Below are 21,357 nucleotides of genomic sequence, written 5' to 3'. Positions count from 1 at the left end.
ACGAAGACTCGAAATGGCGCGGATAGTCACTTCACCAGCCACCGTGACCCAACCGGCCGCTCACGCTCTCGACGCCCCCAATGGCCGGCCGGGCTACCCCCTAGTCCGGCCGGCACCTCTCTCGAGTTCCGGGCTGGCGTCGCGACGCGGCGGCGCCGTGACGCGGGCGGTTGAGCGTCTGGCGGATCTGCGCCTGACCGCGACGGCTGCGCGGGTGGACCTGGCCTGCAGTGCGAGGGATTGCCAGGATCTCGCTGAGACTCTGCGCAGCGACATGCTGCTCGCCGAGCATCGGGCCGGCCAGGGCCTTGTGGTCCTCTACATCGGGCCGCGTCCGGCGGGTTCGAACTGCAAGAGCGTGATTGAGGCCCGTATCGGCCAAGAGCTGACGCGCCTGCTGATCAGCGAGCAGCGGTACGACCTGCTCTCCTCGGCGAAGGTGGCGATGGTGCATCGGGAGCTTGATCTCCTGACCGACGGCCTGCTCGATATGGCGCTCGACGCGGCCGACGCCACGCCCCTCGTGGATCTTCTGCCTCAGGCTGCCTGAGCGGGTCGCCCCGGCTCATTCTTCTCATCCAGACTGCGTTCGAGAGCCGGATAGTAGGCTCCCAGCGTCACCGCTCTCAGTCCAATGAAGATCAGCAGGGCGCTCCAGAGGCCGTCGTTACCGAAGGCCGGCGCCATGATCCGCTCCGCGATCACGAACCCGATCAGCGACAGGATCATGGCGTTGCGCATTGCCGCCGTCCGCGTCGCGCCGATGAAGATACCGTCGAGCTGATAGGACCAGATGGAAATCAGCGGTGAGGCGATCATCCAGGGCAGCATGGCCTCTGCGGCGGCCCTAACCTCCGGCAGGTCGGTGAAGAGGGCGATCAGCATCGATCCGGCCAGCGCGTAGGCCAAGGTGAAGATCGCAGCCAGGGCCAGCGCCCAGAGGCTGGAAACCGTCACGGCGCTGCGAAAGGCGCGGCGGCTTCTGGCGCCGACCGCGCTGCCGGCCAAGACCTCCACGGCATGGGCGAAGCCGTCCAGTCCGAAGGCGAGGAAGGATTGGAACTGCAGCAGGATGGCGTTGCCCGCTAGCGTCGCCTCGCCGAACTGCGCCCCGCTGCGCGCGAAGAGCGCGAAGGCGACCTGGAGGCAGGCCGTGCGCAGGAAGATATCGCGGTTGACCCGCAGCAGGGCGATCAGTCGCGCACGGTCGCGCAGCGCCCGCCAGTCGACGCGCGCCGCCAGGTCTCTTAAGGCACGCCGCGCGAGCCAGAGTCCGAAGAGCAGGGCCAGGTACTCGGCGATCAGCGTTCCCGTGGCCGCCCCCTCGATCCGCCAGCCGAGCCCGACCACGAGCAGCAGCGTGATCGCGATGTTGCTGCCGTTGAGCAGAAGCTGTAGCAGCAGCACCGCCGCCGGTCGTTGAACGCCGAGCTGCCAGCCAAGCAGCGCGTAGAGCATCAGCGTCGCCGGCGCCCCCCAGATGCGGATGTCGATGTAGTCGCGCGCCAGCGCGGCCACCTCCGCGCCCGGGTCGAGCAGATGCAGCGCCAGCCCTGCCAGCGGCGCCTGCAGTGCCATGATCAGCAGCCCCAGCGCGCCTGCGATGATCAGCGACCGTAGCAGCGTGGCGCCCAGCTCGTCGCGGTTGCCGGCTCCGTGGGCTTGGGCTGCAAAGCCGGTCGTGCCCATCCGCAGAAAGCCGAAGCCCCAGTAGATGAAGTTGAAGAAGAGCGCGCCGATCGCGACGCCGCCCAGGTAGGCCGCATCGGGCTGATGCCCCATGGCCGCTGTGTCGACCGCCCCCAGCAGTGGGACGGAGAGGTTGGAGAGAATGATCGGGCCGGCGATCCTTAGCACCCGGCGGTTCCAGCCTCCTTCGGGCGCACCGGGCGGCCCGGATCCGGTGGGCGCTGGCGGCTGCGCTTGCTCCGGGCGGCTGGAGTTGACGGTCAAGCGGCGCAGTCCCTGGATGTTTCGGCAGAGCGCGCGCCGGAACGCGGACCGCCCTTCGGGCGGTTGCCCGTCTCATACGCCGACGAACTGACTCGGTTGTCGAACATGCGCTTGTCCGTGCCGGGGGTTTCGTGTCAGGAGGTGACGGGAGCATAGTCGCAGCTCTTCGCGGTCAACAAGCGGCGGAGCCGACGACTCCGCTGCGCGTCCAGCGCAGCGCGGAAGCCCCGTGCATGTTCCGGGGTGCGTATCTCGGGGTACGTACCCCGGAGTACGTATCTTGGGGCTCGTACCCCGAGGATCGTGGTTGCGAATTCGAAAGGAGGCTGTCTTCGCGATGGAAATCGCCCATCCCTATCTTCTCTTCCTGGGCGATGCGCCCGACCAGTTGGCCGCCAAGACGGCTCAGGGCGTGGCGCAGTGGCGCCCGGAATGGTGCCTCGGCCAGTTCCGCCTGCCGGGCTGCCAGGCTGATCTCGGCCTGCCCGACATGACCATGGAGCAGGCTGCCGAGGCCGGGGTGAAGACGGTGATCGTCGGTGTCGCCAATCGCGGCGGCCGCATCTCCACCGAGTGGATCGACGTGCTGGACCGCGCGCTGCAACTCGGCATGGACCTCGCCAGCGGTCTGCACAAGAAGCTGGCCGACGTCCCGATGCTCAAGGCCGCCGCTGAGCAGCATGGCCGCCAGCTCTTCGACGTGCGCCACCCGACCGAGGAGTTCGAGGTGGCCAGCGGCAAGCCGCGCTCGGGCAAGCGCCTGCTGGCCGTGGGCACCGACTGTTCGGTCGGTAAGATGTACGCGACCCTGGCGCTGGAGGCCGAGCTGCGCCGGCGCGGGACGAAGGCCGATTTCCGCGCGACCGGCCAGACCGGCATCCTGATCGCCGGCTCCGGCGTTTCCATCGACGCGGTGGTCGCCGACTTCATCTCCGGTGCCGTGGAATGGCTGTCGCCTGACAACGACGCGGATCACTGGGATCTGGTCGAGGGGCAGGGGTCCCTATTCCACGCCTCCTTCGCCGGCGTCTCCATGGGCCTGCTGCACGGGGCCCAGGCCGACGCGCTGGTGCTCTGTCACGAGCCGACGCGCAGCCATATGCGGGGGCTGCCGCACTATCCCCTGCCGGACCTCGCGCTCTGTCTGGAGCGCAATCTGGAGGCGGCCCGCCTGACCAATCCCAAGGCGGCTTTCGAAGGCATCGCAGTCAACACCTCCGGGCTGTCGCCGGAGGACGGCGACGATCTGCTGAAGAAGCTGAGCGACGACTTCGGCCTGCCGGCGGTCGATCCGGTGCGCACCGGGGTCGCTGCCATCGCCGACCGGCTGCAGGGGGCCTGATGCCCCGCCTGACCGTCCGGCGGGACTCCTTCCCCACGCGCGGCAGTTTCACCATCTCCCGCGGCAGCCGCACGGCCGTCGAGGTGGTGCTGGTCGAACTGGAGGCCGAGGAGGGCCACAAGGGGCGCGGCGAGTGCGTGCCCTACGCCCGCTACGGTGAGAGCGTCGAGGGCGTGCTGGCCGCAATCGAGGGACTGCGCGGCGCGCTGGAGGCCGGCGACCTGGACCGGCAGGGGCTGCAGACGGCCTTGCCCTCCGGTGCGGCACGCAACGCCCTGGACTGCGCCTTCTGGGATCTGGAGGCCAAAAGCAGCGGCCGGCGCGTCTGGCAGTTGGCCGGACTGGCCGAGCCCGGTTCGCTCACCACCGCCTATACCCTCTCCTTGGACAGTCCGGAGGCGATGGGTTCGGCGGCGGCGGCCAATGCCGCCCGTCCGCTGCTCAAGCTGAAGCTGGCCGGGCCGGAGGATCTGGCCCGGGTCGAGGCGGTCCGCGCTGGCGCGCCCGAGGCCAAACTGGTGGTCGATGCCAACGAGGGCTGGGACGCCGACGCTTACCTGCGGATCGCGCCGGAGCTTGCCCGGCTCGGGGTGAGCCTGGTCGAACAGCCCTTGCCGGCCGGCGCCGACGCGGCTCTGGCCGACTTGCCGCGCCCGGTGCCGCTCTGCGCCGACGAATCCTGTCACGACCGCAGCTCCCTGCCGCAGCTCAGGGGCCGCTACGATCTGATCAACGTCAAGCTCGACAAGACCGGCGGTCTGACGGAGGCGCTGGCTCTGGTCGCCGAGGCCGAGGCCGCCGGCTTCGGCGTCATGGTGGGCTGCATGCTGGCGACCTCCCTGGCCATGGCGCCGGCGACCCTGCCGGCCCAGCGTGCCCAGGTGGTGGACCTCGATGGCCCGCTGCTGTTGGCGGAGGATCGGGACCCGCCGCTGCGGATCGATGGCAGCACCATCCATCCGGCCGTGCCGGAGTTATGGGGTTAAAGCGGGATCGCCGACGCCGGAAAGCCTCAATGTCCGCTCCCTCTACATCCGACGCAGCAGATTGACCCGCATGGGCTGCTCGAAGCGCATGCGGCCCTTGGGGTCTCGGGTGCCGTGGGTGTCGAACTCCTCCCGCACGATGGCGGAATGCTCGGCGAAGGCCTGGCGGCGTGCCGGATCGATCCGCAGCATCTCCTCCTCGAAGGCCGCGAAGTCGGCGTAGCCGCTGCTGGTCAGGTAGAAGGCCTCCTCCAGCTCGTGCCAGATCCGTTCGGCGGCGGCCCTCTGTACGGCGCGGTGGGCGGCGGCACGGACCTCCGTCTCGTCGTCGAAGTGCCGCATGACCTCGAAGTTCGGTCCCTCGGCCAGCGGCTCCGCGACGTAGAGCAGGCCCTCCGGCTTCAGCACGCGGGCCGCTTCCTCGATGGCCAGATCCATCTTGTAGCGCGCGATGTGATGCAGCGAGTTGAAGAAGATGACGACGTCCAGGTGCCGGTCTGGGAAGGGCAGATGCTCGGCCTGACCCGCCAGGTAGCCGGCACCCCGCACCGCCTCGGCTTTGCGCGCCTTAGCGAGCTGAGCCTCCGAAGCCTCCAGGCCGACGGCCAGCGCACCCTCCGCCGCCAGAACCCGCACGAGCCCGCCGTCGCCGCAGCCCACGTCCAGCGCCGCCTTGCCGGTCGGGACCGTTTTCTCGACCAGAACGTCACGGTGGCGGCGCTGGGGGTGGGTCATGGTGTCTCCGGTTCTCATGGTCTCTCGCGCTAAACTTCAGGATGACGAGACAGTATCCCTCGCGACCTACGGTCTCAGCAAGCGGAGGTCTTGTTGAGACCGTGAGGGCTCAACGAGGTTGTGCGGGCGGCAAGCCCCGGCTAAGGCTCGACGGACGGCCGGCAAGGGGGAAGCGGAGACAGAATGGACATTGCTTTCGGCGACCAGGACTACCCCGACATTCGCCAGGGCGTGCGCGCCCTCTGCGCGGGCTTCGACGGCGCCTACTGGCGCGCCTGTGACCGAGAGCGCGCCTATCCGGCCGACTTCGTGCGGGCCCTGACCCAGGCCGGCTACCTCGCGGCGGTGATCCCGGAGGACTACGGCGGCTCCGGCCTGCCCTTGGCGGCGGCCTGCGCGATCCTGGAGGAGATCCATGCCTCGGGCGGCAATGCCGCCGCCGCCCATGCCCAGATGTACACCATGGGAACCCTTCTGCGGCACGGCAGCGCCCGGCAGAAGGAAGCGTATCTGCCGCAGATCGCGCGAGGCGAGCTGCGTTTGCAAGCCTTCGGCGTCACCGAACCGACCAGCGGCAGCGATACCCTCGACCTCTCGACCATGGCGACGCGCGACGGCGAGGGTTACCGGGTGAACGGCCAGAAGGTTTGGACCAGCCGGGCCGAGTACAGCGATCTGATGATCCTGCTGGCCCGCACCACGCCGAAGGACGCGGTGGCCAAGCGCGGCCAGGGCCTGTCGGTCTTCCTGGTCGACCTGCGCGGCGCGGTGGGCAAGGGCGTCACCATCCGGCCGATCCGCACCCTGCTGAACCACTCCACCACCGAGGTCTTCTTCGAGGATCTCTATGTGCCGCGCGACGCCCTGATCGGCGAGGAGGGGGAGGGCTTCCGCTACATTCTCGACGGCATGAACGCCGAGCGCATCCTGATCGCCAGCGAATGCCTGGGCGACGGCCGCTGGTTCGTCACCAGGGCACGCGACTACGCCAGCGAGCGGCAGGTCTTCGGCAAGGCCATCGGCGCGAACCAGGGCGTTCAGTTCCCGCTCGCCAAGGCCTACGCGCAGCTGCGCGCGGCCATGGGCATGGTGCGCGAGGCGGCCGCCAAGTTCGACGCCGGCGAGGCCTGCGGGCCGGAGGCCAACATGGCCAAGTTGCTGGCGGCCGAGGCTTCCTGGGCCGCCGCCGAGGTCTGCCTGCAGACCCACGGCGGCTACGGCTTCGCCGAGGAGTACGACGTAGAGCGCAAGTTCCGCGAGACGCGGCTCTATCAGGTCGCGCCGATCTCCACCAATCTGATCCTCGCCTACCTGGGCCAGCAGGTCCTCGGCCTGCCCAAGAGCTACTGAGCCCTGCCGAATTCGGTTTTGGCTGCGGTCTGCTCTATCTTCGGCTGCCCCTGTACCAACCCGGTACCGCCCCTGTACCGCTGCGGCTTTGCGCCGTCTCGATCCAGGCTTAAGGTTGACCGGCCGCGACCGAGACGGCGAACAGTCGGGGAGGGGACCGTGATGTCCCAGGAAAGGCCGGAGGCGGGACCGGAGGAGAAACCGGGCCGCAGGACGCTGGAGGGACTGCTCGTGGTCTCGGTCGAACAGGCCGTGGCGGCGCCCTACTGCGCCTGCAAGCTGGCCGATGCCGGCGCCCGCGTCATCAAGGTGGAACGCCCGGAGGGCGACTTCGCCCGTGGCTACGATCGCGCAGCGCGTGGCGAGAGCGCCTATTTCGTCTGGCTCAATCGCGGCAAGGAATCGGTTGCGTTGGACCTCAAGGACCCGGCGGACCTGGGCCTGCTGCGGCGCATGATCGCCCGCGCCGATGTCTTCATTCAGAACCTGGCGCCGGGGGTCGCCGCCCGGCTCGGGGTCGGATCGCAGGAGCTGCGGGCCGCCGATCCCCGGCTGATCACCCTGGACATCTCCGGCTACGGCGAAACGGGGCCCTACCGGGACATGAAGGCCTACGACCTGTTGATCCAGGCGGAGACGGGGCTCGCCGAGATCACCGGACATCCGGCCGGCCCCGGCCGCGTCGGCGTCTCGGTCTGCGACATCGCCGCCGGCATGTACGGCTACATGGCGGTGCTGGAGGCCCTGCTGGAGCGGGCGCAGAGCGGTCGAGGCAAGGCGATCCAGGTGTCCCTCTTCGATGCCCTGGCCGACTGGATGACGGTGCCGCTGCTGCATCAGGTCTACGGCGGACAGGCGCCCCGGCGCGTCGGGCTGAACCATCCCTCGATCGCCCCCTATGGCGCCTACGCGGCGGCGGACGGGGAAATCGTGGTGTCGATCCAGAACGAGCGGGAGTGGCATCGCTTCTGCGCCGAGGTTCTGCGGCGCCCGGACCTGGCCGAGGATCCGCGCTTTCTCGACACCAGCGCACGTGTGGCCAACCGTGCCGCCCTCGATGCGGAAATCGCGGCGATCTGGCGGAGCCTCACCGGCGCCGAACTGGTCGAGCGGCTGGAGCGGGGCGGGATCGCCTACGGGCGGGTGAACAGCCTGACCGACCTGGCCGAGCATCCTCAGCTTCGCCGCGTCTCGGTGGCGACGCCAGCGGGCGAACTGGATCTGGTGGCGCCGCCGGCTCGGCTGGTCGGGGAGGCGGTGGAGCTGGGCCGGGTGCCGGCGCTCGACGAGCAGGGCGCCGCCCTGCGCCAGGAGTTCGCCGAGCAGAGTGGGGAGCCGGGTGGCGAGGCCGGAGGGCAAGTCGAAAGAGGCCGGGAGGAGATGGTTCGATGAGCGGACAGACGGTCGAAGAGGCCGGCGCGCTGTCGCCGGAGCTGCAGGACTGGATCGGCCGAACCCACCTTGTGGAGGACACTGCCGATCTGGGCCGGGCAGTCGCTCTCCAGGCCACTCTGGAATCGCCCGAGGACCCACTGGCCTCGGGTGATGCCCTGCCGGAACTCTGGCACTGGATCTACTTCTGGGAGACGGCGCCCCTGTCCGGAACGGGCGCCGACGGCCATGGCGCGCGCGGGCGGTTCCTGCCGCCGATCGACCTCCCCCGGCGCATGTGGGCGGGCAGCCGTCTGACCTGGCTGCGGCCGCTGCGCATCGGACTGGCCATGACCCGGCAGACCGAGATCGCCGCGATCCAGGTGAAGCAGGGCCGCAGCGGTCGCCTCGCCTTCGTGACCCTGCGCCATGTCGTCAGCGACCCGGCCGGCCCCCTGTTGGAGGAGGAGCACGATATCGTCTACCGCGAGGCGGCGGAGGCTGGAGAAAGCTGGCGACCGGGTGCCCCCAGCGAGCGGAACCTCGTCTGGTCTCGCGAGATCGTGCCGAGTCCGCTGCTACTGTTCCGCTATTCGGCCCTAACCTTCAACGGCCATCGCATCCACTACGACCGGCCCTATGCGACGGAGGTGGAGGGTTATCCGGCACTCATCGTGCACGGCCCGTTGCTGGCGACCTGCATGGTCGACCTCGCGCGCCGTTCCGCGCCGGACAAGCGCATCGCAGCCTTCCGCTTCCGGGCGCTGGCCCCGATCTTCGACGACGCGCCTTTCCGGGTCTGCGGCGATCCAGACGACGGGGGCGCCGACCTCTGGGTCGAGGGGTTCGGCCGCAGCCTCTGCATGGAGGGGCGCGTCGACTGGGTGGCGCCGTAACGCCGCTATCGCCTCAGGCGGTCTTGGCGAAGGCCTTGACCAGCTTGACCACTTGATCGCGGACATCGCCTTCGGGGATCGCGTTGATCGCCCGCGCCAGCTCCAACGTCTGGCGGCTGAGGGGCAGGTCGTCCTTCTGTGTTTGCGCCTTGCCGCCGCTGCTGCTCAGTCCGTCGAAGAAGTAGCCGACGGCAACGCCAAGGACGTTGGCGACGTCCCACAGGCGGCTGCCGCCCATGCGGTTGGCGCCACTCTCGTACTTCTGAACCTGCTGAAACGTGATGCCGAGCTTATCGGCCAATGCCGACTGGCTCATGCCCAGGGCCACGCGCTTCTCGCGAAGGCGCCGGCCGATATGAACGTCGGTCGGATGGTACATGCTCGATTAACCTTTCGGTCGGCTGGGTCGCGCCGGGGGAAAAGAGAGTCGCGCAGGCCATTCTGTCCGAATCTGGATCTTTGCTGCCTGGAGCCTCTCGGTTCGGCACCCGACGTACGGGGCTCATCCCACCGACTTATGATCGGCAATCAAAACCCCTAATACGATTAAGGATAGAATACGTAGGGTTGCACAATCATGGTGTGTCAAAGTTGTGATGCCACTACGTTGGGGCGTGGCTGCCAACTGGCCTAAGACATACAATTAGGCTCTGAATGCCTCGCGTTATGCGGGCAGATACCGGGGCTCTACAGCCGATGTTCGCTATTCATAAGGGGGCGAACTTCTCTCGCAATGCGGGATGTTTCTGCCAAGGGGGTGTAGTGCCACTTGCCGAATTGCCCGGTGAAGGGCCGTGCGATGCCAGCGTCGCGCAGGTCCTGATGGAAGCGCGAGAACTTGGCCGAGCCACCCGGCAGATCGAAGACGTGTACGGGCCGTCCGGTCGCCGCCGCCTCGCAGGCCATGTTGACGGAATCACAGGTCACGACCACCGCGTCGGCCGAGCCGAGAAAGCCGAAGTAGGGGTTTTGAGCGCCCTTGCCGTCGTCGAAGCGGCCCGGCAAATCGCTCAACGCGTGCCGCAGGGTCTCCGTCGCGGCCTGACCTGTCCGCCGCGACACCGTGACCAGCAAGCTCCCGCCCGTCTCGGACTGGGCCTCGCGCAGCCGGTGCGCCAGCAGCTCGGCCTGCGGCGCCTCCAATTTGAAGACCTTGTTGCTTCCGCCCACGGCCACGGCGATCCAGGGGCGCGGCAGTTCCGTCAGCTCCGGTAACAGCTCGGCTCTGGCAGCGGCCAGGCGTTCGGGCGTGACGCGGCCCAGCGCCCCGAAGGTGGTCAGCACGTTCGGCCCTTCCAGCCGGTCGTGGCGGGGCACCACCACCAGGTCGAAACGGCTCAGCGGCTGATAGGGGCGCTGGATGTGGATGGCGAAGGTCCGGCCGCCGGCTGCCCGCGCGGCGGCCCGCAGACCGGCCGAGATCGCGGCGGCGCGTCGTCCCGTGCTGATGGCGATATCCGGCCAGGGCGGCGTCAAGGGACCGCCCTCGCGCACGGAGACACAGGTCAAAGGATCGATCCAGAAGCGCGGCGGCAGCCAGACCCATGGTTTCTGGGCGGTCATCCGCTTCACCACGGGCTGCGTGCCCAGGGCCTCAGCCAGCCCCAGGGCCTGAACCTCGATTCCGCTGCGTCCGTCGGTGACGACCCAACAGCTCGGCCGGCTGCCTGCAAGGCTGGCCGTATCGTCGTTTCGGTCGGCCGTCACGCGACCGCTCCGAGCCCGCCACCGAAGCTGCGATCTGCCGCACGATCTGCCCTTGAACAGCAGACCGTCATGGGTAATATCCTTGCGCAGAGAAGCCGCGAGGCGGCCGAGTTCTTTCGTCTTTCCACACCATCACCTTGGGAGGCAAGTGGCCGTGCGCCGGGTCAAGCTCGACCGGATCGATTTGCGCATCCTGCGAGATCTGCAGGAAAACGGACGCATGACCAACGTGGAGTTGGCCAAGCGTGCCGGAATCTCCGCGCCGCCCTGTCTGCGCCGCGTGCGGGCGCTGGAGGAAGGCGGGTTCATCCGCGGCTATCACGCCGAGGTGGCGACGGAGCCGCTCGGCTACGAGGTGATGTTCCTAGCGCTTGTGGGACTCGACAGCCAGAACGAATCGGTCCTGACCGCCTTCGAGGAGGAGGTCGGGAGCTGGCCGGAGGTCCGCGAGTGCCACATGATGCGCGGCCCCCACGACTTCGTCCTGAAGCTGGTGGCCCGCAACACGGCTCACGAGAATGAGCTGACCCAGAAGCTGACGGCCGCCCCGCACGTCTCCACCGTGCTGACGCTGCAGGTCATCCGCTCGGCGGTCGACCGACCCGGTGTGCCCATCGACGCGGAGAACGCGCCACTGGCCGCCGAGGAGTTCGACGAAGTCTGATCGGTCTGATCTGATGGGCGAGACCGGGAGGAGCCGCGAAATTGGCGGCGCCGCCCTGGGTCCCGTCGGCTGCTACGCCGCCCGCTCTGCGGACTCGCTTTCCTCGGCGACCGGATGGTTGGCCAGCAGTTCCAGCGCCTTCACCATGGCCGAGTGGTCCCAGGCCGCACCGCCGTTGGCGGCGCAGGCGTTGAACAGCTCCTGGGCCGTCGCGGTATTCGGCAGGCTGACGCCCAGGGCCTTGGCGCCCTGCAGGGCCAGGTTCAGATCCTTCTGGTGCAGTTCGATCCGGAAACCGGGGTCGAAGGTGCGCTTGATCATGCGCTCGCCATGCACCTCGAGAATGCGCGAGGAGGCCAGTCCGCCCATCAGCGCCTGACGCACCTTCGCTGGGTCGGCGCCCGCCTTCGAGGCGAAGACCAGGGCCTCGCCCACCGCCTCGATGGTCAGGGCCACCACGATCTGGTTGGCTACCTTAGTGGTTTGGCCCACGCCGTTGCCGCCGACCAGCGTGATGTTCTTGCCCATGGTCTCGAAGATCGGCTTGGCCCGGTCGAAGGCGGCCTGGGGACCGCCGACCATGATCGTCAGGCTGGCCGCCTTGGCCCCCACTTCGCCGCCGGAGACAGGCGCGTCCAGGTAGTGACAGCCTAGCCCCTCGATCTTCTCCGCGAAGACCTTGGTCTCGATCGGCGAGATCGAACTCATGTCGACGACCAGCTTGCCGGCACTCAGACCCTCGGCGACGCCGTCCGGGCCGAACAGGGTGGCTTCGACCTGCGGCGTGTCCGGCACCATGGTGACGATCACGTCGCTGGCCTCGGCAACCGCCTTGCGGCTTTCCAGGATGCTCAGACCCTTGTCCAACAGGTCCTGCGGCGCGGGGGAGCGATGCAGACAGCTTGCCACGCTGTAGCCGGCGTCGAGCAGATGGCCGGCCATGGGCGCGCCCATAATGCCGAGGCCGATGAAACCGATTCTTTCCATTCCGGACGTCTCCTTACTTTACGTATTTTTTGGCGTTAGGCCGCCGCCGCCGTCTGTGCCTTGGCACTACGGAACCAGCCGAGGCCAGCCTCGGTGCCGGCCGCCGGCTTGTACTCGCAGCCGATCCATCCGTCATAGCCCAAGTTGTCTAGGTGCGCGAAGAGGAAGGGGTAATTGATCTCGCCGCTGCCCGGCTCGTGCCGGCCCGGCGTGTCGGCCAACTGGATATGGGCGATGCGGTCGAGCTGCGCCGAGAGGGTGGGGGCCAGGTCGCCCTCCATGATCTGCATGTGATAGATATCGTACTGCAGGAAGAGGTTGGCGGAGCCCACCTTCTCCATGATCTCCAGCGCCTGACGGGTGCGGTTCAGGAAGAAGCCCGGGATGTCGCGGGTGTTGATCGGTTCGATCAGCAGCCTGATGCCGGCAGCCTCCAGCTTCTCGGCCGCGAACTTGAGGTTGGCGACGAAGGTCGCCTCCAGCTCCGCCGGATCGGCGCCCTCCGGTGCGATACCGGCCAGACAGTTGACCTGAGGGCAGCCCAGGGTCGTGGCGTAGGCGATGGCCTTGTCGACGCCGGCCCGGAACTCCTCCACCCGCTCGGGCAGGATCGCAACGCCGCGTTCGCCCGCGGCCCAGTCGCCGGCCGGCAGGTTGTGCAGCACCTGGGTCAGGCCTTGCTCTTTCAGCTTGGCCGCCAGATCCTCCGCCGGAAAGTCGTAGGGGAAGAGGTACTCCACCCCTTCGAAGCCGGCGCCAGCGGCAGCGGCGAAGCGGTCCAGAAAATCCAGCTCCGTGAAGAGCATGGTGAGATTGGCCGCGAACTTGGGCATAACGGGTCTCCCTCGGTTTCTCGTTTTTTGCTTCGGTGCCGTCTTTCGACACCGTCTTTCGGCGCCGTTTTCCGGCGGTGTCGGTCCTACTCGGCCGGCTCCAGAACCTTACCGGGAACCGTGGCGGTCGCATCCGCCGGCAGGTCTAGCGTCTCCTCGAACTCGTTGATCTTGTCGATCTCGGTGCCCATGGCGATGTTGGTCACGCGCTCCAGCATGAACTCGATGACCACCGGCACTTGGTGTTCTGCCATCAGCGCCTTGGCGCGCGCAAAGGCCTCCTGGAATTCGTTCGGGCTCGTCACGCGGATCGCCTTGCAGCCCAGCCCCTCGGCCACGGCCACATGGTCGACCCCGTAGGCGGCGGTGCTCTCGTCGTCCGGCAGGTTGATGTTATCGAACGCCAAGCTGACCTCGAAGTCCATATCGAGGTTGCGCTGGGCCTGGCGGATCAGCCCGAGGTAGGCGTTGTTCACCACGACGTGGAGGTAGGGCAGCTTGTGCTGCGCGCCGACCGCCAGCTCCTCCACCAGGAACTGGAAGTCGTAGTCGCCGGACAGGGCGACGATCTCCCGCTCGGGATCGGCCGCGCGCACGCCGAGCGCTGCCGGCAGGGTCCAACCGAGTGGCCCGGCCTGGCCGCAGTTGATCCAGTTGCGCGGCTTGTACACGCGCAGGAACTGGGCGCCAGCGATCTGCGAAAGACCGATGGTGGTCACGTAACAGGTGTCGCGTCCGAAGGCCTCGTTCATCTCCTCGTAGATGCGCTGGGGCTTCAGCGGGATCTGATCGAAGTGGGTCTTGCGCTGCAGGCTCCGCTTGCGCGCCAGGCAGGCTGCGGCCCAGGCGCTGCGGTCCGTCAGCTTGCCGGCCGCTGCCCAGTCCCGCGCCACCTCCACGAACAGCGCCAGCGCGGCGCCGGCGTCGGACACGATGCCGTAGTCCGGCGCGAAGACACGACCGATCTGGGTCGGTTCGATGTCCACATGCACGAAGGTGCGGCCCCGGGTGTAGGTGTCGATCGACCCGGTATGGCGGTTGGCCCAGCGGTTGCCGATCCCCAGGACGAAGTCGGACTCCAGGAAGTTGGCGTTGCCGTAGCGGTGGCTGGTCTGCAGGCCGCACATCCCGGCCATCAGATCGTGGTCGTCGGGAATGGTGCCCCAGCCCATCAGGGTGGGGATGACGGGAATGCCGGTGATCTCCGCGAAGGTCGTCAGTTCCTCCGACGCATCGGCGTTGATGATACCGCCGCCGGCGACGATGACCGGGCGCTCTGCGGCGTTCAGCATCGCCAGCGCCTTCTCGATCTGCTTGCGCGTCGCGGCGGGCTTGTAGACGGGCAGCGGCTCGTAGGTCTCGATGTCGAAATCGATCTCCGCTGTCTGCACATCGACCGGCAGGTCCACCAGCACGGGACCCGGACGGGCCGAGCGCATTAGGTGACAGGCCTTCTGGATCGCCATCGGCACCAGATAGGGCTCCATCACCGTGACCGCCCACTTGGTCACCGGCGCGGCAATGGACGCGATATCGACCGCTTGGAAATCCTCCTTGTCCAGCTTGGCGCGGGGCGCCTGGCCGGTGATGCAGAGGATCGGGATGGAGTCGGCGCTGGCCGAATAGAGGCCGGTGATCATGTCGGTCCCGGCCGGTCCGGAGGTGCCGATGCACAGGCCGATGTTGCCCGCCTCGGCGCGGGTGAACCCCTCGGCCATGTGCGAGGCGCCCTCGACGTGCCGCGCCAGGACGTGGCGGATGGAGCCCCGCTTCTTCATCGCGGAGTAGAGTGGATTGATGGCCGCGCCCGGCACACCGAAGGCCGTGGTCAAGCCCTCCTTCTCCAACACCAGAACAGCGGCATCGACGGCACGCATTCTCGCCATGATCGTCACCTCCCAGGGGTCTGTTCGGCTGCCCCGCTTTCATCGCGGCGCAGCGGCCTTATCAGTCTTCCCGCGATTATGGAGAGGAGTGTGGCTACGTGCAATTTTTTCAGAAAACTTTTCCATATTTCAGAAAAATACAGATAGGCTGCTGAAGATAAAGGAAATAGCGGTTTTTCAGATCCCCGGCTTTTCTAATGAGTAAAAATTTTTTTCACGGCTAAACTGAAGGTCACCGGGATCTGGAGGGCTTCGATGGCGTCTCATGAGAAGCGGTCGCGCGGCCGTCCGCGCAAGGACGAGGGCGCGGCGGGGCAGGGCAGCGTGCAGTCTCTGGATCGCGCCATCGCACTTCTGAAGCTGGTGTCCCAGGGCAGCGGCCTGTCCCTGACCGAGGTCTCCGGTGCCGCCGGTCTGGCCCCCTCGACCGCCTATCGCATGCTGACCACGCTGCAGCAGCACGGCATGGTCGAGTTCGACGAGATCAATCAGCTTTGGTTCGTCGGGGTCGAGACCTTCCGCATGGGCACCACCTTCCTGCGCCGGCGCAAGCTGGTCGAGCGCGGGCGCACGGTGATTCAGACGCTGATGCAGGAAACCGGTGAGACGGCGAACCTGGCGGTGGCCGACGAGCAGGCTGTGGTCTTCGTCAGCCAGGTGGAAACCCACGAGGCGATCCGCGCCTTCTTCCGTCCCGGCACGCGCAGTCCCTACCACGCCTCGGGGATCGGCAAGGCCATCCTGGCCTACTGCGACGATGCCCGGGTCGAGCGGCTGATCGCGGCCTGCGGTCTGCAGAGCTTCACCGCCAAAACGCTTGCGAGCCCGGCCGCGCTGGTCGCCGACCTGGCGGCGATCCGCCAGCGCGGCTTCGCCATCGACGACGAGGAGCGCAACGAGGGGATGCGTTGCGTCGCCGCCCCGGTCTTTAACGAGTTCGGGGAGCCGATCGGCGGGGTCTCGGTCTCCGGACCCTCGGTGCGGGTCACGGCCGCGCGCGTCGATACCTACGGTCCGCGCGTGCGAGCAGCGGGTCAGGAGATCACGCAGGCGATGGGCGGGCGCTGGCCAGACCCGAACGCCTCTCCCCCGAATGCCTCTCCCCTGAATGCCTCTCCATAGATACGTAGGTAACGAAAAAGTCTCGGGCTTTGAGAAATCGAGCGAGCCCGAGACAGCCTAAGCTAGACGAAAGCCACCTTAAGAATTTCGTAGGCCTTGGCCCCCTTGGGCGTCGCGACCTCGACGGAATCGCCTTCCGCCTTACCGACCAGGGCGCGCGCGATGGGGCTGGTGACCGCGATCTTGCCGTCCTTCACGTCGGCTTCAAGTTCGCCGACGATCTGGTAGGTCACTTCTTCGTCGGTATCCTCGTCCACCACCGTCACGGTCGCCCCGAACTTCACGGTATCGCCGGACAGTTTCGTCGGGTCGATCACTTGGGCGCGGCTGATCTTGTCCTCCAATTCGGCCACCCGGCCCTCAATGAAGGACTGGCGCTCGCGCGCGGCGTGGTACTCGGCATTTTCTGACAGATCGCCATGTTCGCGCGCTTCCGCGATCGCCTTGATCACATCCGGGCGGGCCTGGGTTTTAAGCTGCTTCAATTCCACCTCCAGGCGCTCGTAGCCCTCGGCGGTCATGGGGAACTTTTCGGTCATGGCGATACCTGTCACCAGAAGTGGCGTTGTTCGTTCTTAAAGAGGGGATATTTCGACGGAAAGAGCCTGTCAGTGCGCCGGTTTGGAGACTGGCGCTCAGCAGGCGGTCAGAACGATCCCACAAAATAAGACTGTAGAGGCGCGACTTCAAGCTGGCCGGACTTGAGGGCCGCGATGGCCTGGACCGCCGCATCGGCACCCGCGATGGTGGTATAGTAGGGAATTCCGTTCGTCAGGGCGGTTCGCCGAATCGAGAAGGAATCGGCGATGGCCTTGGCGTCCTCCGTCGTATTGAAGACCAGCTGGACGCCGCCGTCGATCATGCGGTCGACCACGTGCGGCCGGCCCTCGCGAACCTTGTTGATCGCCTCCACCGGCTGACCCTGATCGGCCAGGAAGCCGGCCGTACCGCTGGTGGCGATCACGTCGAAGCCCAGATCGGACAATTCGGCCGCCAGCTTTGCCGCTGCCGGCTTGTCCTCGTCCCGAACCGACAGGAAGACCGTGCCCTCGTGCGGCAGGGTGATGCCGGCGCCGAGCTGAGCCTTCAGGAAGGCCTTGGCGAAGTCGCTGTCGAGACCCATGACCTCGCCGGTGGATTTCATCTCCGGTCCCAGCACCACGTCGACCCCGGGGAAGCGTGCGAAGGGGAAGACCGCCTCCTTGACCGCGATGTGGCGACGCTTGGCCTCGGGAATGGCGAAGCTCTCCAGCTTCTCGCCGGCCATGACCCTGGCGGCGATCTTGGCGATGGGAACGCCGGTTGCCTTGGCGACGAAGGGAACGGTGCGGCTGGCCCGCGGATTGACCTCCAGGATGTAGATCTCGCCGCCGCGCACCGCAAACTGCACGTTCATCAGGCCGACCACCTCCAGGCCCTTGGCCAGCAGCCGCGTCTGGCGAGCGATCTCCTCCTGGATCTCGTCGCCCAAAGAATGCGGCGGCAGGGCACAGGCCGAGTCGCCCGAGTGGATCCCGGCTTCCTCGATATGCTCCATGATGCCGGCGACGTAGACCTCCTCGCCGTCGCTGACGGCGTCCACGTCCACCTCGATGGCGTCGGAGAGGTAGCTGTCGAGCAGCACCGGGTTCCGCCCGGAGACCTGCACGGCGGTCGCGATGTAGTCGTCCAGCTCCTGCTGATCATGGACGATCCGCATGGCCCGCCCGCCCAGCACGTAGGAGGGGCGCAGCAGCACCGGATAGCCGATCTCCAGCGCGACGCTGCGCGCCTCCTCGACCGTGGTGGCGGTTCCGTTGGCCGGCTGCTTCAGCTCCAGCGTCTTGAGCAGCTGTTGGAAGCGCCGCCGGTCCTCGGCCAGGTCGATGGCGTCCGGGGAGGTGCCCAGGATCGGAATCCCGGCTGTCTCCAAATCCTCGGCCAGCTTCAGCGGGGTCTGTCCGCCGAACTGCACGATGGCGCCCTTCAGGGTTCCCTTGGCCTGCTCGACCCGCGCGATCTCGATCACGTCCTCGGCGGTCAGCGGCTCGAAGTAGAGACGGTCGGAAGTGTCATAGTCGGTCGAGACCGTCTCCGGGTTGCAGTTGACCATGATGGTCTCGAACCCGGCTTCTTTGAGCGCATAGGCGGCGTGAACGCAGCAGTAGTCGAACTCGATGCCCTGACCGATCCGGTTCGGCCCACCGCCGAGGATCATCACCTTGGCGGCGTCGCTCGGCACCGCCTCGCAGGCCGCGGGCGCCCAGCCGTCGCCCTCGTAGGCCGAATACATGTAGGGGGTCAGAGAGGGGAATTCGCCGCCGCAGGTGTCGATCCGCTTGTAGGTCGGGCGCACGTCGCGGGCGTGGCGCGCGGCCGCGACGACCTGGGCGTCGACGCCGGTCAGCTTGGCCAGGCGCGCGTCGGAAAAGCCCATCTTCTTGAGTCGCAGCAGGGCGAGCGCGTCCTCCGGCAGGCCGTCGCGCACCAGGGCGGCCTCGGCCGTCACGATCTCCTCGATCTGACGCAGGAACCAGGGATCGTAGCGGGTCGCCTGTCGGATCTGCTCCAGGCTCAGGCCGTCGCGGAAGGCCTGGGCCACGCTAAGCGCCCGGTCCGGCAGCGGCTTGGCCAGATGGATCGCAACGGCTTCCCGGTCCAGGCTGCCGTCGGCGGCGCGGGCGCCGGGGATCTCGACTTCGTCGAAGCCGTCCAGGCCCGTTTCCATGGACCGCAGGGCCTTCTGCAGCGCCTCCTGCAGGCAGCGGCCGATCGCCATGGCCTCGCCGACCGACTTCATGGAGGTCGTCAACGACGGCTCGGAGCCCGCGAACTTCTCGAAGGTGAAGCGCGGCATCTTCACGACCACGTAGTCGATGGTCGGCTCGAAGGAGGCCGGGGTCACCTTCGTGATGTCGTTGGTCAGCTCGTCCAGGGTGTAGCCGACCGCCAGCTTTGCCGCGATCTTGGCGATCGGAAAGCCGGTGGCCTTGGAGGCGAGGGCCGAGGAGCGCGAAACCCGGGGGTTCATCTCGATCACCACCAGATCGCCGCTTTCGGGATCCACGGCGAACTGGACGTTCGACCCGCCGGTGTCCACCCCGATCTCCCGCAGGCAGGCGATGGAGGCGTCGCGCATCAGCTGATATTCCTTGTCGGTCAGCGTCAGCGCGGGCGCCACCGTCACGGAATCGCCCGTATGGATGCCCATGGGATCCAGATTCTCGATGGAGCAGACGATGATGCAGTTGTCCGCGCTGTCGCGGACCACCTCCATCTCGTACTCCTTCCAGCCCAGGACCGACTGCTCGATGAGACAGCTGTCGGTCGGGCTCGCGCGCAGGCCGCCGCGCACGATCTCCTCGAACTCTTCGCGGTTGTAGGCGATGCCGCCGCCGGTCCCGCCGAGCGTGAAGGAGGGGCGGATGATCGCCGGCAGGCCGGTCTTCTCCAGCGCCGCGACGGCTTCCTCGTAGGTGGAGACCATGACGCTGGCCGGGCTCTTCAGGCCGATGGCGTCCATCGCCTCTCGGAAGCGCTGGCGATCCTCGGCCTTGTCGATCACGTCGGCGTCGGCGCCGATCATCTCCACGCCGTACTGCTCCAGGACGCCGCTGCGGAACAGCTCCAGGGAGGTGTTGAGGGCCGTCTGTCCGCCCATCGTCGGCAGCAGCGCGTCGGGCCGCTCCTTGGCGATCACCTTGGCCACCACCTCGGGCGTGATCGGCTCGATGTAGGTGGCGTCCGCCAGTCCGGGGTCGGTCATGATCGTGGCGGGGTTGGAGTTCACCAGGATCACCCGGTAGCCCTCCTCACGCAGGGCCTTGCAGGCCTGGGCGCCGGAATAGTCGAATTCGCAAGCCTGGCCGATGATGATGGGCCCGGCGCCAACGATCAGGATGGACTGGATATCGGTACGTTTCGGCATGAGGGTCTTTTGCGGCAGGAGGTTCGGAACGGTTTGCGGGCGTTTGGTCGTGTCCGGAAACTGGGGCTTTTCGCGCTCGCAGAGCCCCTGACCGGACGCGCCTGGACCGCGTCGGTTGGAACTCGACTCGCTTCGTCTGTGCTGAAGGCAGGCCTATGCCACGCGCGCGCGCGCTTGGGAAGGGGCAAGAGCGGGGAAGGTCGGCCCGCCGTCGAAGAAATCCTGCAACATCCTTGAGAGGACGCGCAGAGCGAGACGCTGGCGAGGCGCCGGTGAGACTGAGGCGCGGGCAAGGGTGTGGGCCGAGGGCGCAGGCAAGAAAAAAGGGCCGTGCCAGGCGGCACGGCCCAAGTTTAGGGAGGAAACGCCCTTAGAGACGTACGACAGAGCAGCAGCGGACGGTGCCGCCCATGTCGCACTGCACAATTTGGTCCTCATCCGGCGACTTGGCAAGGGAAAAAGCTATCGTCCTGTTCCGGCTCAGCTTCTCTTTCCGTAACGTGGCATCTGGGGAACAGTGGTCTTTTCGGTGTTTGCTGCAGTGCAGCAGAATCGCGGCGACTCCAGCCGTTTTCAAGGTTTGCCGGCGGTCGGCGGTGGTCGGCTGGGTCCGGTCAAGCCGGTCGTTTAACGAGACCTGCAGTCTCATTGCCGAAAGCTGGCACGCCGATTGCTCAGAAAACTCCGACGATTCGAGCCGCGATTCGGGAGACTTCCATGCTCGGCCCTCTCTTCCGCCCCTTGGCGGGCACCCTGCCGCGAATTCAGCCGCAGATTCAGCCGCAGACTGGACGAAAGATCGGGCCGCCGATCCGTAGCGGCCTTCTGGCGCTGGTCCTGGGCCTTGCCGCAAACCTGTTGGCCGGCCCGGCCTGGGGCAGCCTCGAAGCGCCGAAATCGGACAATCCGGGGGCTATTCGGACCGCTCAACCGCTGTCGGCCTGGGATCTCTGCGGCCGGAACATCGCCGCGGCCGAGCAGCTTCTGAGTCTGCCCAAGCACCTGCTGACCGCCTTGTCGCGGACCGAGTCGGGGCGCTGGAACCGCGACCGCCAGGCACATCTTGCCTGGCCCTGGACCGTCATGGCCGAGGGCAAGGGGCGTTATCTGCCGACCAAGGCCGCCGCCATCGCGGAAGTGCAGGCGCTGAAGGCGCGCGGGGTGCGGAACATCGACGTGGGCTGCATGCAGATCAATCTGCATTTCCATCCCGATGCCTTCGAGTCCCTGACCCAGGCCTTCGATCCGGCCTTCAACGTGGCCTATGCCGCGAAGTTCCTGACCGACCTGCGGGCCAAGACCAATAGCTGGACCAAGGCCATCGGCCGCTACCACTCCGCCACTCCTGCCTTCGCGAACCGCTATCGCGGCAAGGTCTTCCGCTATTGGAACGAGGAAAAGCGCCTGGCCGCCCAGGCGGCGCGGGAGGCTCGCCGCGCCGCGCGCGACGCCGCGAAGGCGCGGGCCCAGGCCGCGCAGGAGGCATCGGCCCAGGGACTACCGGCCCAGGGACTACCGGCCCAAGGAATACCGGCCCAGGGACTACCAGCGATTTCGGCGGATGCGCGGCTGACCGGCCTGACCGGGCAAGCGGCGCCCGGCGCTCTTCGCTGAAGGC

18 protein-coding genes are annotated in these 21,357 nt (G+C 67.3%); 9 read left to right on the top strand and 9 right to left on the bottom strand.

The features are described 5' to 3' along the window. The first annotated feature begins 13 nt into the window (after positions 1-13). Entirely contained in the window at positions 14-550 is a 537-nt protein-coding gene (locus ACO054_RS12935) for a hypothetical protein (protein ID WP_421706997.1), read from the top strand. Here the strand turns inward: ACO054_RS12935 and ACO054_RS12930 are convergent. Beyond that, positions 538-1,953: an MATE family efflux transporter gene (locus tag ACO054_RS12930; protein WP_421706996.1), complete on the bottom strand. Its 1,416-nt coding sequence runs from the start codon at positions 1,951-1,953 to the stop codon at positions 538-540. The genes ACO054_RS12935 and ACO054_RS12930 overlap by 13 nt on opposite strands. A gap of 337 nt (positions 1,954-2,290) precedes the next feature. Between ACO054_RS12930 and dgcN the strand changes: the two genes are divergently transcribed. Beyond that, positions 2,291-3,295 (top strand): N-acetyltransferase DgcN, encoded by a 1,005-nt coding sequence (gene dgcN, locus ACO054_RS12925; RefSeq protein ID WP_421706995.1) that lies wholly within the window; start codon positions 2,291-2,293, stop codon positions 3,293-3,295. Then, positions 3,295-4,281, top strand: a complete 987-nt coding sequence (gene dgcA, locus ACO054_RS12920; protein WP_421706994.1) for an N-acetyl-D-Glu racemase DgcA — start codon at positions 3,295-3,297, stop codon at positions 4,279-4,281. The genes dgcN and dgcA overlap by 1 nt, the downstream gene beginning before the upstream one ends. 42 nt (positions 4,282-4,323) lie before the next feature. Here the strand turns inward: dgcA and ACO054_RS12915 are convergent, their stop codons facing one another. Next, the gene (locus ACO054_RS12915) at positions 4,324-5,034 is read right to left on the bottom strand and encodes a methyltransferase domain-containing protein (RefSeq protein ID WP_421706993.1); all 711 of its coding nucleotides are present in this window, start codon (positions 5,032-5,034) and stop codon (positions 4,324-4,326) included. Positions 5,035-5,199: 165 nt separating this feature from the next. Between ACO054_RS12915 and ACO054_RS12910 the strand changes: the two genes are divergently transcribed. The 3 genes from ACO054_RS12910 (at position 5,200) to ACO054_RS12900 (ending at position 8,633) form a co-directional block, all read left to right on the top strand. Further along, positions 5,200-6,366, top strand: coding sequence for an acyl-CoA dehydrogenase family protein (locus ACO054_RS12910; RefSeq protein WP_421706992.1), 1,167 nt, complete (start codon positions 5,200-5,202; stop codon positions 6,364-6,366). A gap of 162 nt (positions 6,367-6,528) precedes the next feature. Next, on the top strand, positions 6,529-7,758 hold the full coding sequence (locus ACO054_RS12905; protein WP_421706991.1) for a CaiB/BaiF CoA transferase family protein: 1,230 nt from the start codon (positions 6,529-6,531) through the stop codon (positions 7,756-7,758). Continuing rightward, positions 7,755-8,633: an FAS1-like dehydratase domain-containing protein gene (locus ACO054_RS12900; RefSeq protein ID WP_421706990.1), complete on the top strand. Its 879-nt coding sequence runs from the start codon at positions 7,755-7,757 to the stop codon at positions 8,631-8,633. Before ACO054_RS12905 ends, ACO054_RS12900 begins: the two co-directional genes overlap by 4 nt. 13 nt (positions 8,634-8,646) lie before the next feature. Here ACO054_RS12900 and ACO054_RS12895 read toward each other — a convergent pair whose 3' ends face one another. Beyond that, a complete protein-coding gene (locus ACO054_RS12895; protein ID WP_421706989.1) occupies positions 8,647-9,012 on the bottom strand; it encodes a helix-turn-helix domain-containing protein in 366 nt (121 codons plus the stop codon). 308 nt (positions 9,013-9,320) lie between these two features. Then, positions 9,321-10,340, bottom strand: coding sequence for a mitochondrial fission ELM1 family protein (locus ACO054_RS12890; protein WP_421706988.1), 1,020 nt, complete (start codon positions 10,338-10,340; stop codon positions 9,321-9,323). 154 nt (positions 10,341-10,494) lie between these two features. Between ACO054_RS12890 and ACO054_RS12885 the strand changes: the two genes are divergently transcribed. After that, a complete protein-coding gene (locus ACO054_RS12885) occupies positions 10,495-11,004 on the top strand; it encodes an Lrp/AsnC family transcriptional regulator (RefSeq protein WP_421706987.1) in 510 nt (169 codons plus the stop codon). A gap of 72 nt (positions 11,005-11,076) precedes the next feature. On the opposite strand, the gene ACO054_RS12880 is transcribed toward ACO054_RS12885, so the two are convergent. The 3 genes from ACO054_RS12880 to gcl all read right to left on the bottom strand — a co-directional run bounded on the left by ACO054_RS12880 (position 11,077) and on the right by gcl (position 14,710). Then, entirely contained in the window at positions 11,077-11,991 is a 915-nt protein-coding gene (locus tag ACO054_RS12880) for a 2-hydroxy-3-oxopropionate reductase (protein ID WP_421706986.1), read from the bottom strand. Positions 11,992-12,026: 35 nt separating this feature from the next. Further along, positions 12,027-12,824: a hydroxypyruvate isomerase gene (hyi, locus tag ACO054_RS12875; protein ID WP_421706985.1), complete on the bottom strand. Its 798-nt coding sequence runs from the start codon at positions 12,822-12,824 to the stop codon at positions 12,027-12,029. Between the two features lie 86 nt (positions 12,825-12,910). Next, positions 12,911-14,710 (bottom strand): glyoxylate carboligase, encoded by a 1,800-nt coding sequence (gene gcl, locus ACO054_RS12870; protein ID WP_421706984.1) that lies wholly within the window; start codon positions 14,708-14,710, stop codon positions 12,911-12,913. A gap of 255 nt (positions 14,711-14,965) precedes the next feature. Here gcl and bhcR point away from each other — a divergent pair, with 255 nt between their 5' ends. After that, the gene (gene bhcR / locus ACO054_RS12865) at positions 14,966-15,832 is read left to right on the top strand and encodes an HTH-type transcriptional regulator BhcR (RefSeq protein ID WP_421706983.1); all 867 of its coding nucleotides are present in this window, start codon (positions 14,966-14,968) and stop codon (positions 15,830-15,832) included. 62 nt (positions 15,833-15,894) lie between these two features. Here the strand turns inward: bhcR and greA are convergent, their stop codons facing one another. Both greA and carB read right to left on the bottom strand, forming a co-directional pair. Continuing rightward, the gene (greA, locus tag ACO054_RS12860) at positions 15,895-16,371 is read right to left on the bottom strand and encodes a transcription elongation factor GreA (protein WP_421706982.1); all 477 of its coding nucleotides are present in this window, start codon (positions 16,369-16,371) and stop codon (positions 15,895-15,897) included. 107 nt (positions 16,372-16,478) lie between these two features. After that, entirely contained in the window at positions 16,479-19,739 is a 3,261-nt protein-coding gene (gene carB, locus ACO054_RS12855; RefSeq protein WP_421706981.1) for a carbamoyl-phosphate synthase large subunit, read from the bottom strand. Between the two features lie 717 nt (positions 19,740-20,456). On the opposite strand from carB, the gene ACO054_RS12850 reads away from it, so the two are divergent. Next, positions 20,457-21,353: a transglycosylase SLT domain-containing protein gene (locus ACO054_RS12850; RefSeq protein ID WP_421706980.1), complete on the top strand. Its 897-nt coding sequence runs from the start codon at positions 20,457-20,459 to the stop codon at positions 21,351-21,353. Positions 21,354-21,357 lie beyond the last annotated feature (4 nt).

It is taken from the genome of Algihabitans sp., assembly GCF_965226985.1.
Taxonomy (GTDB): Bacteria; Pseudomonadota; Alphaproteobacteria; order Kiloniellales; family DSM-21159; genus Algihabitans.
Note: the sequence above shows the minus strand (reverse complement) of the source record. Positions and strands in the feature narration are given on the sequence as shown.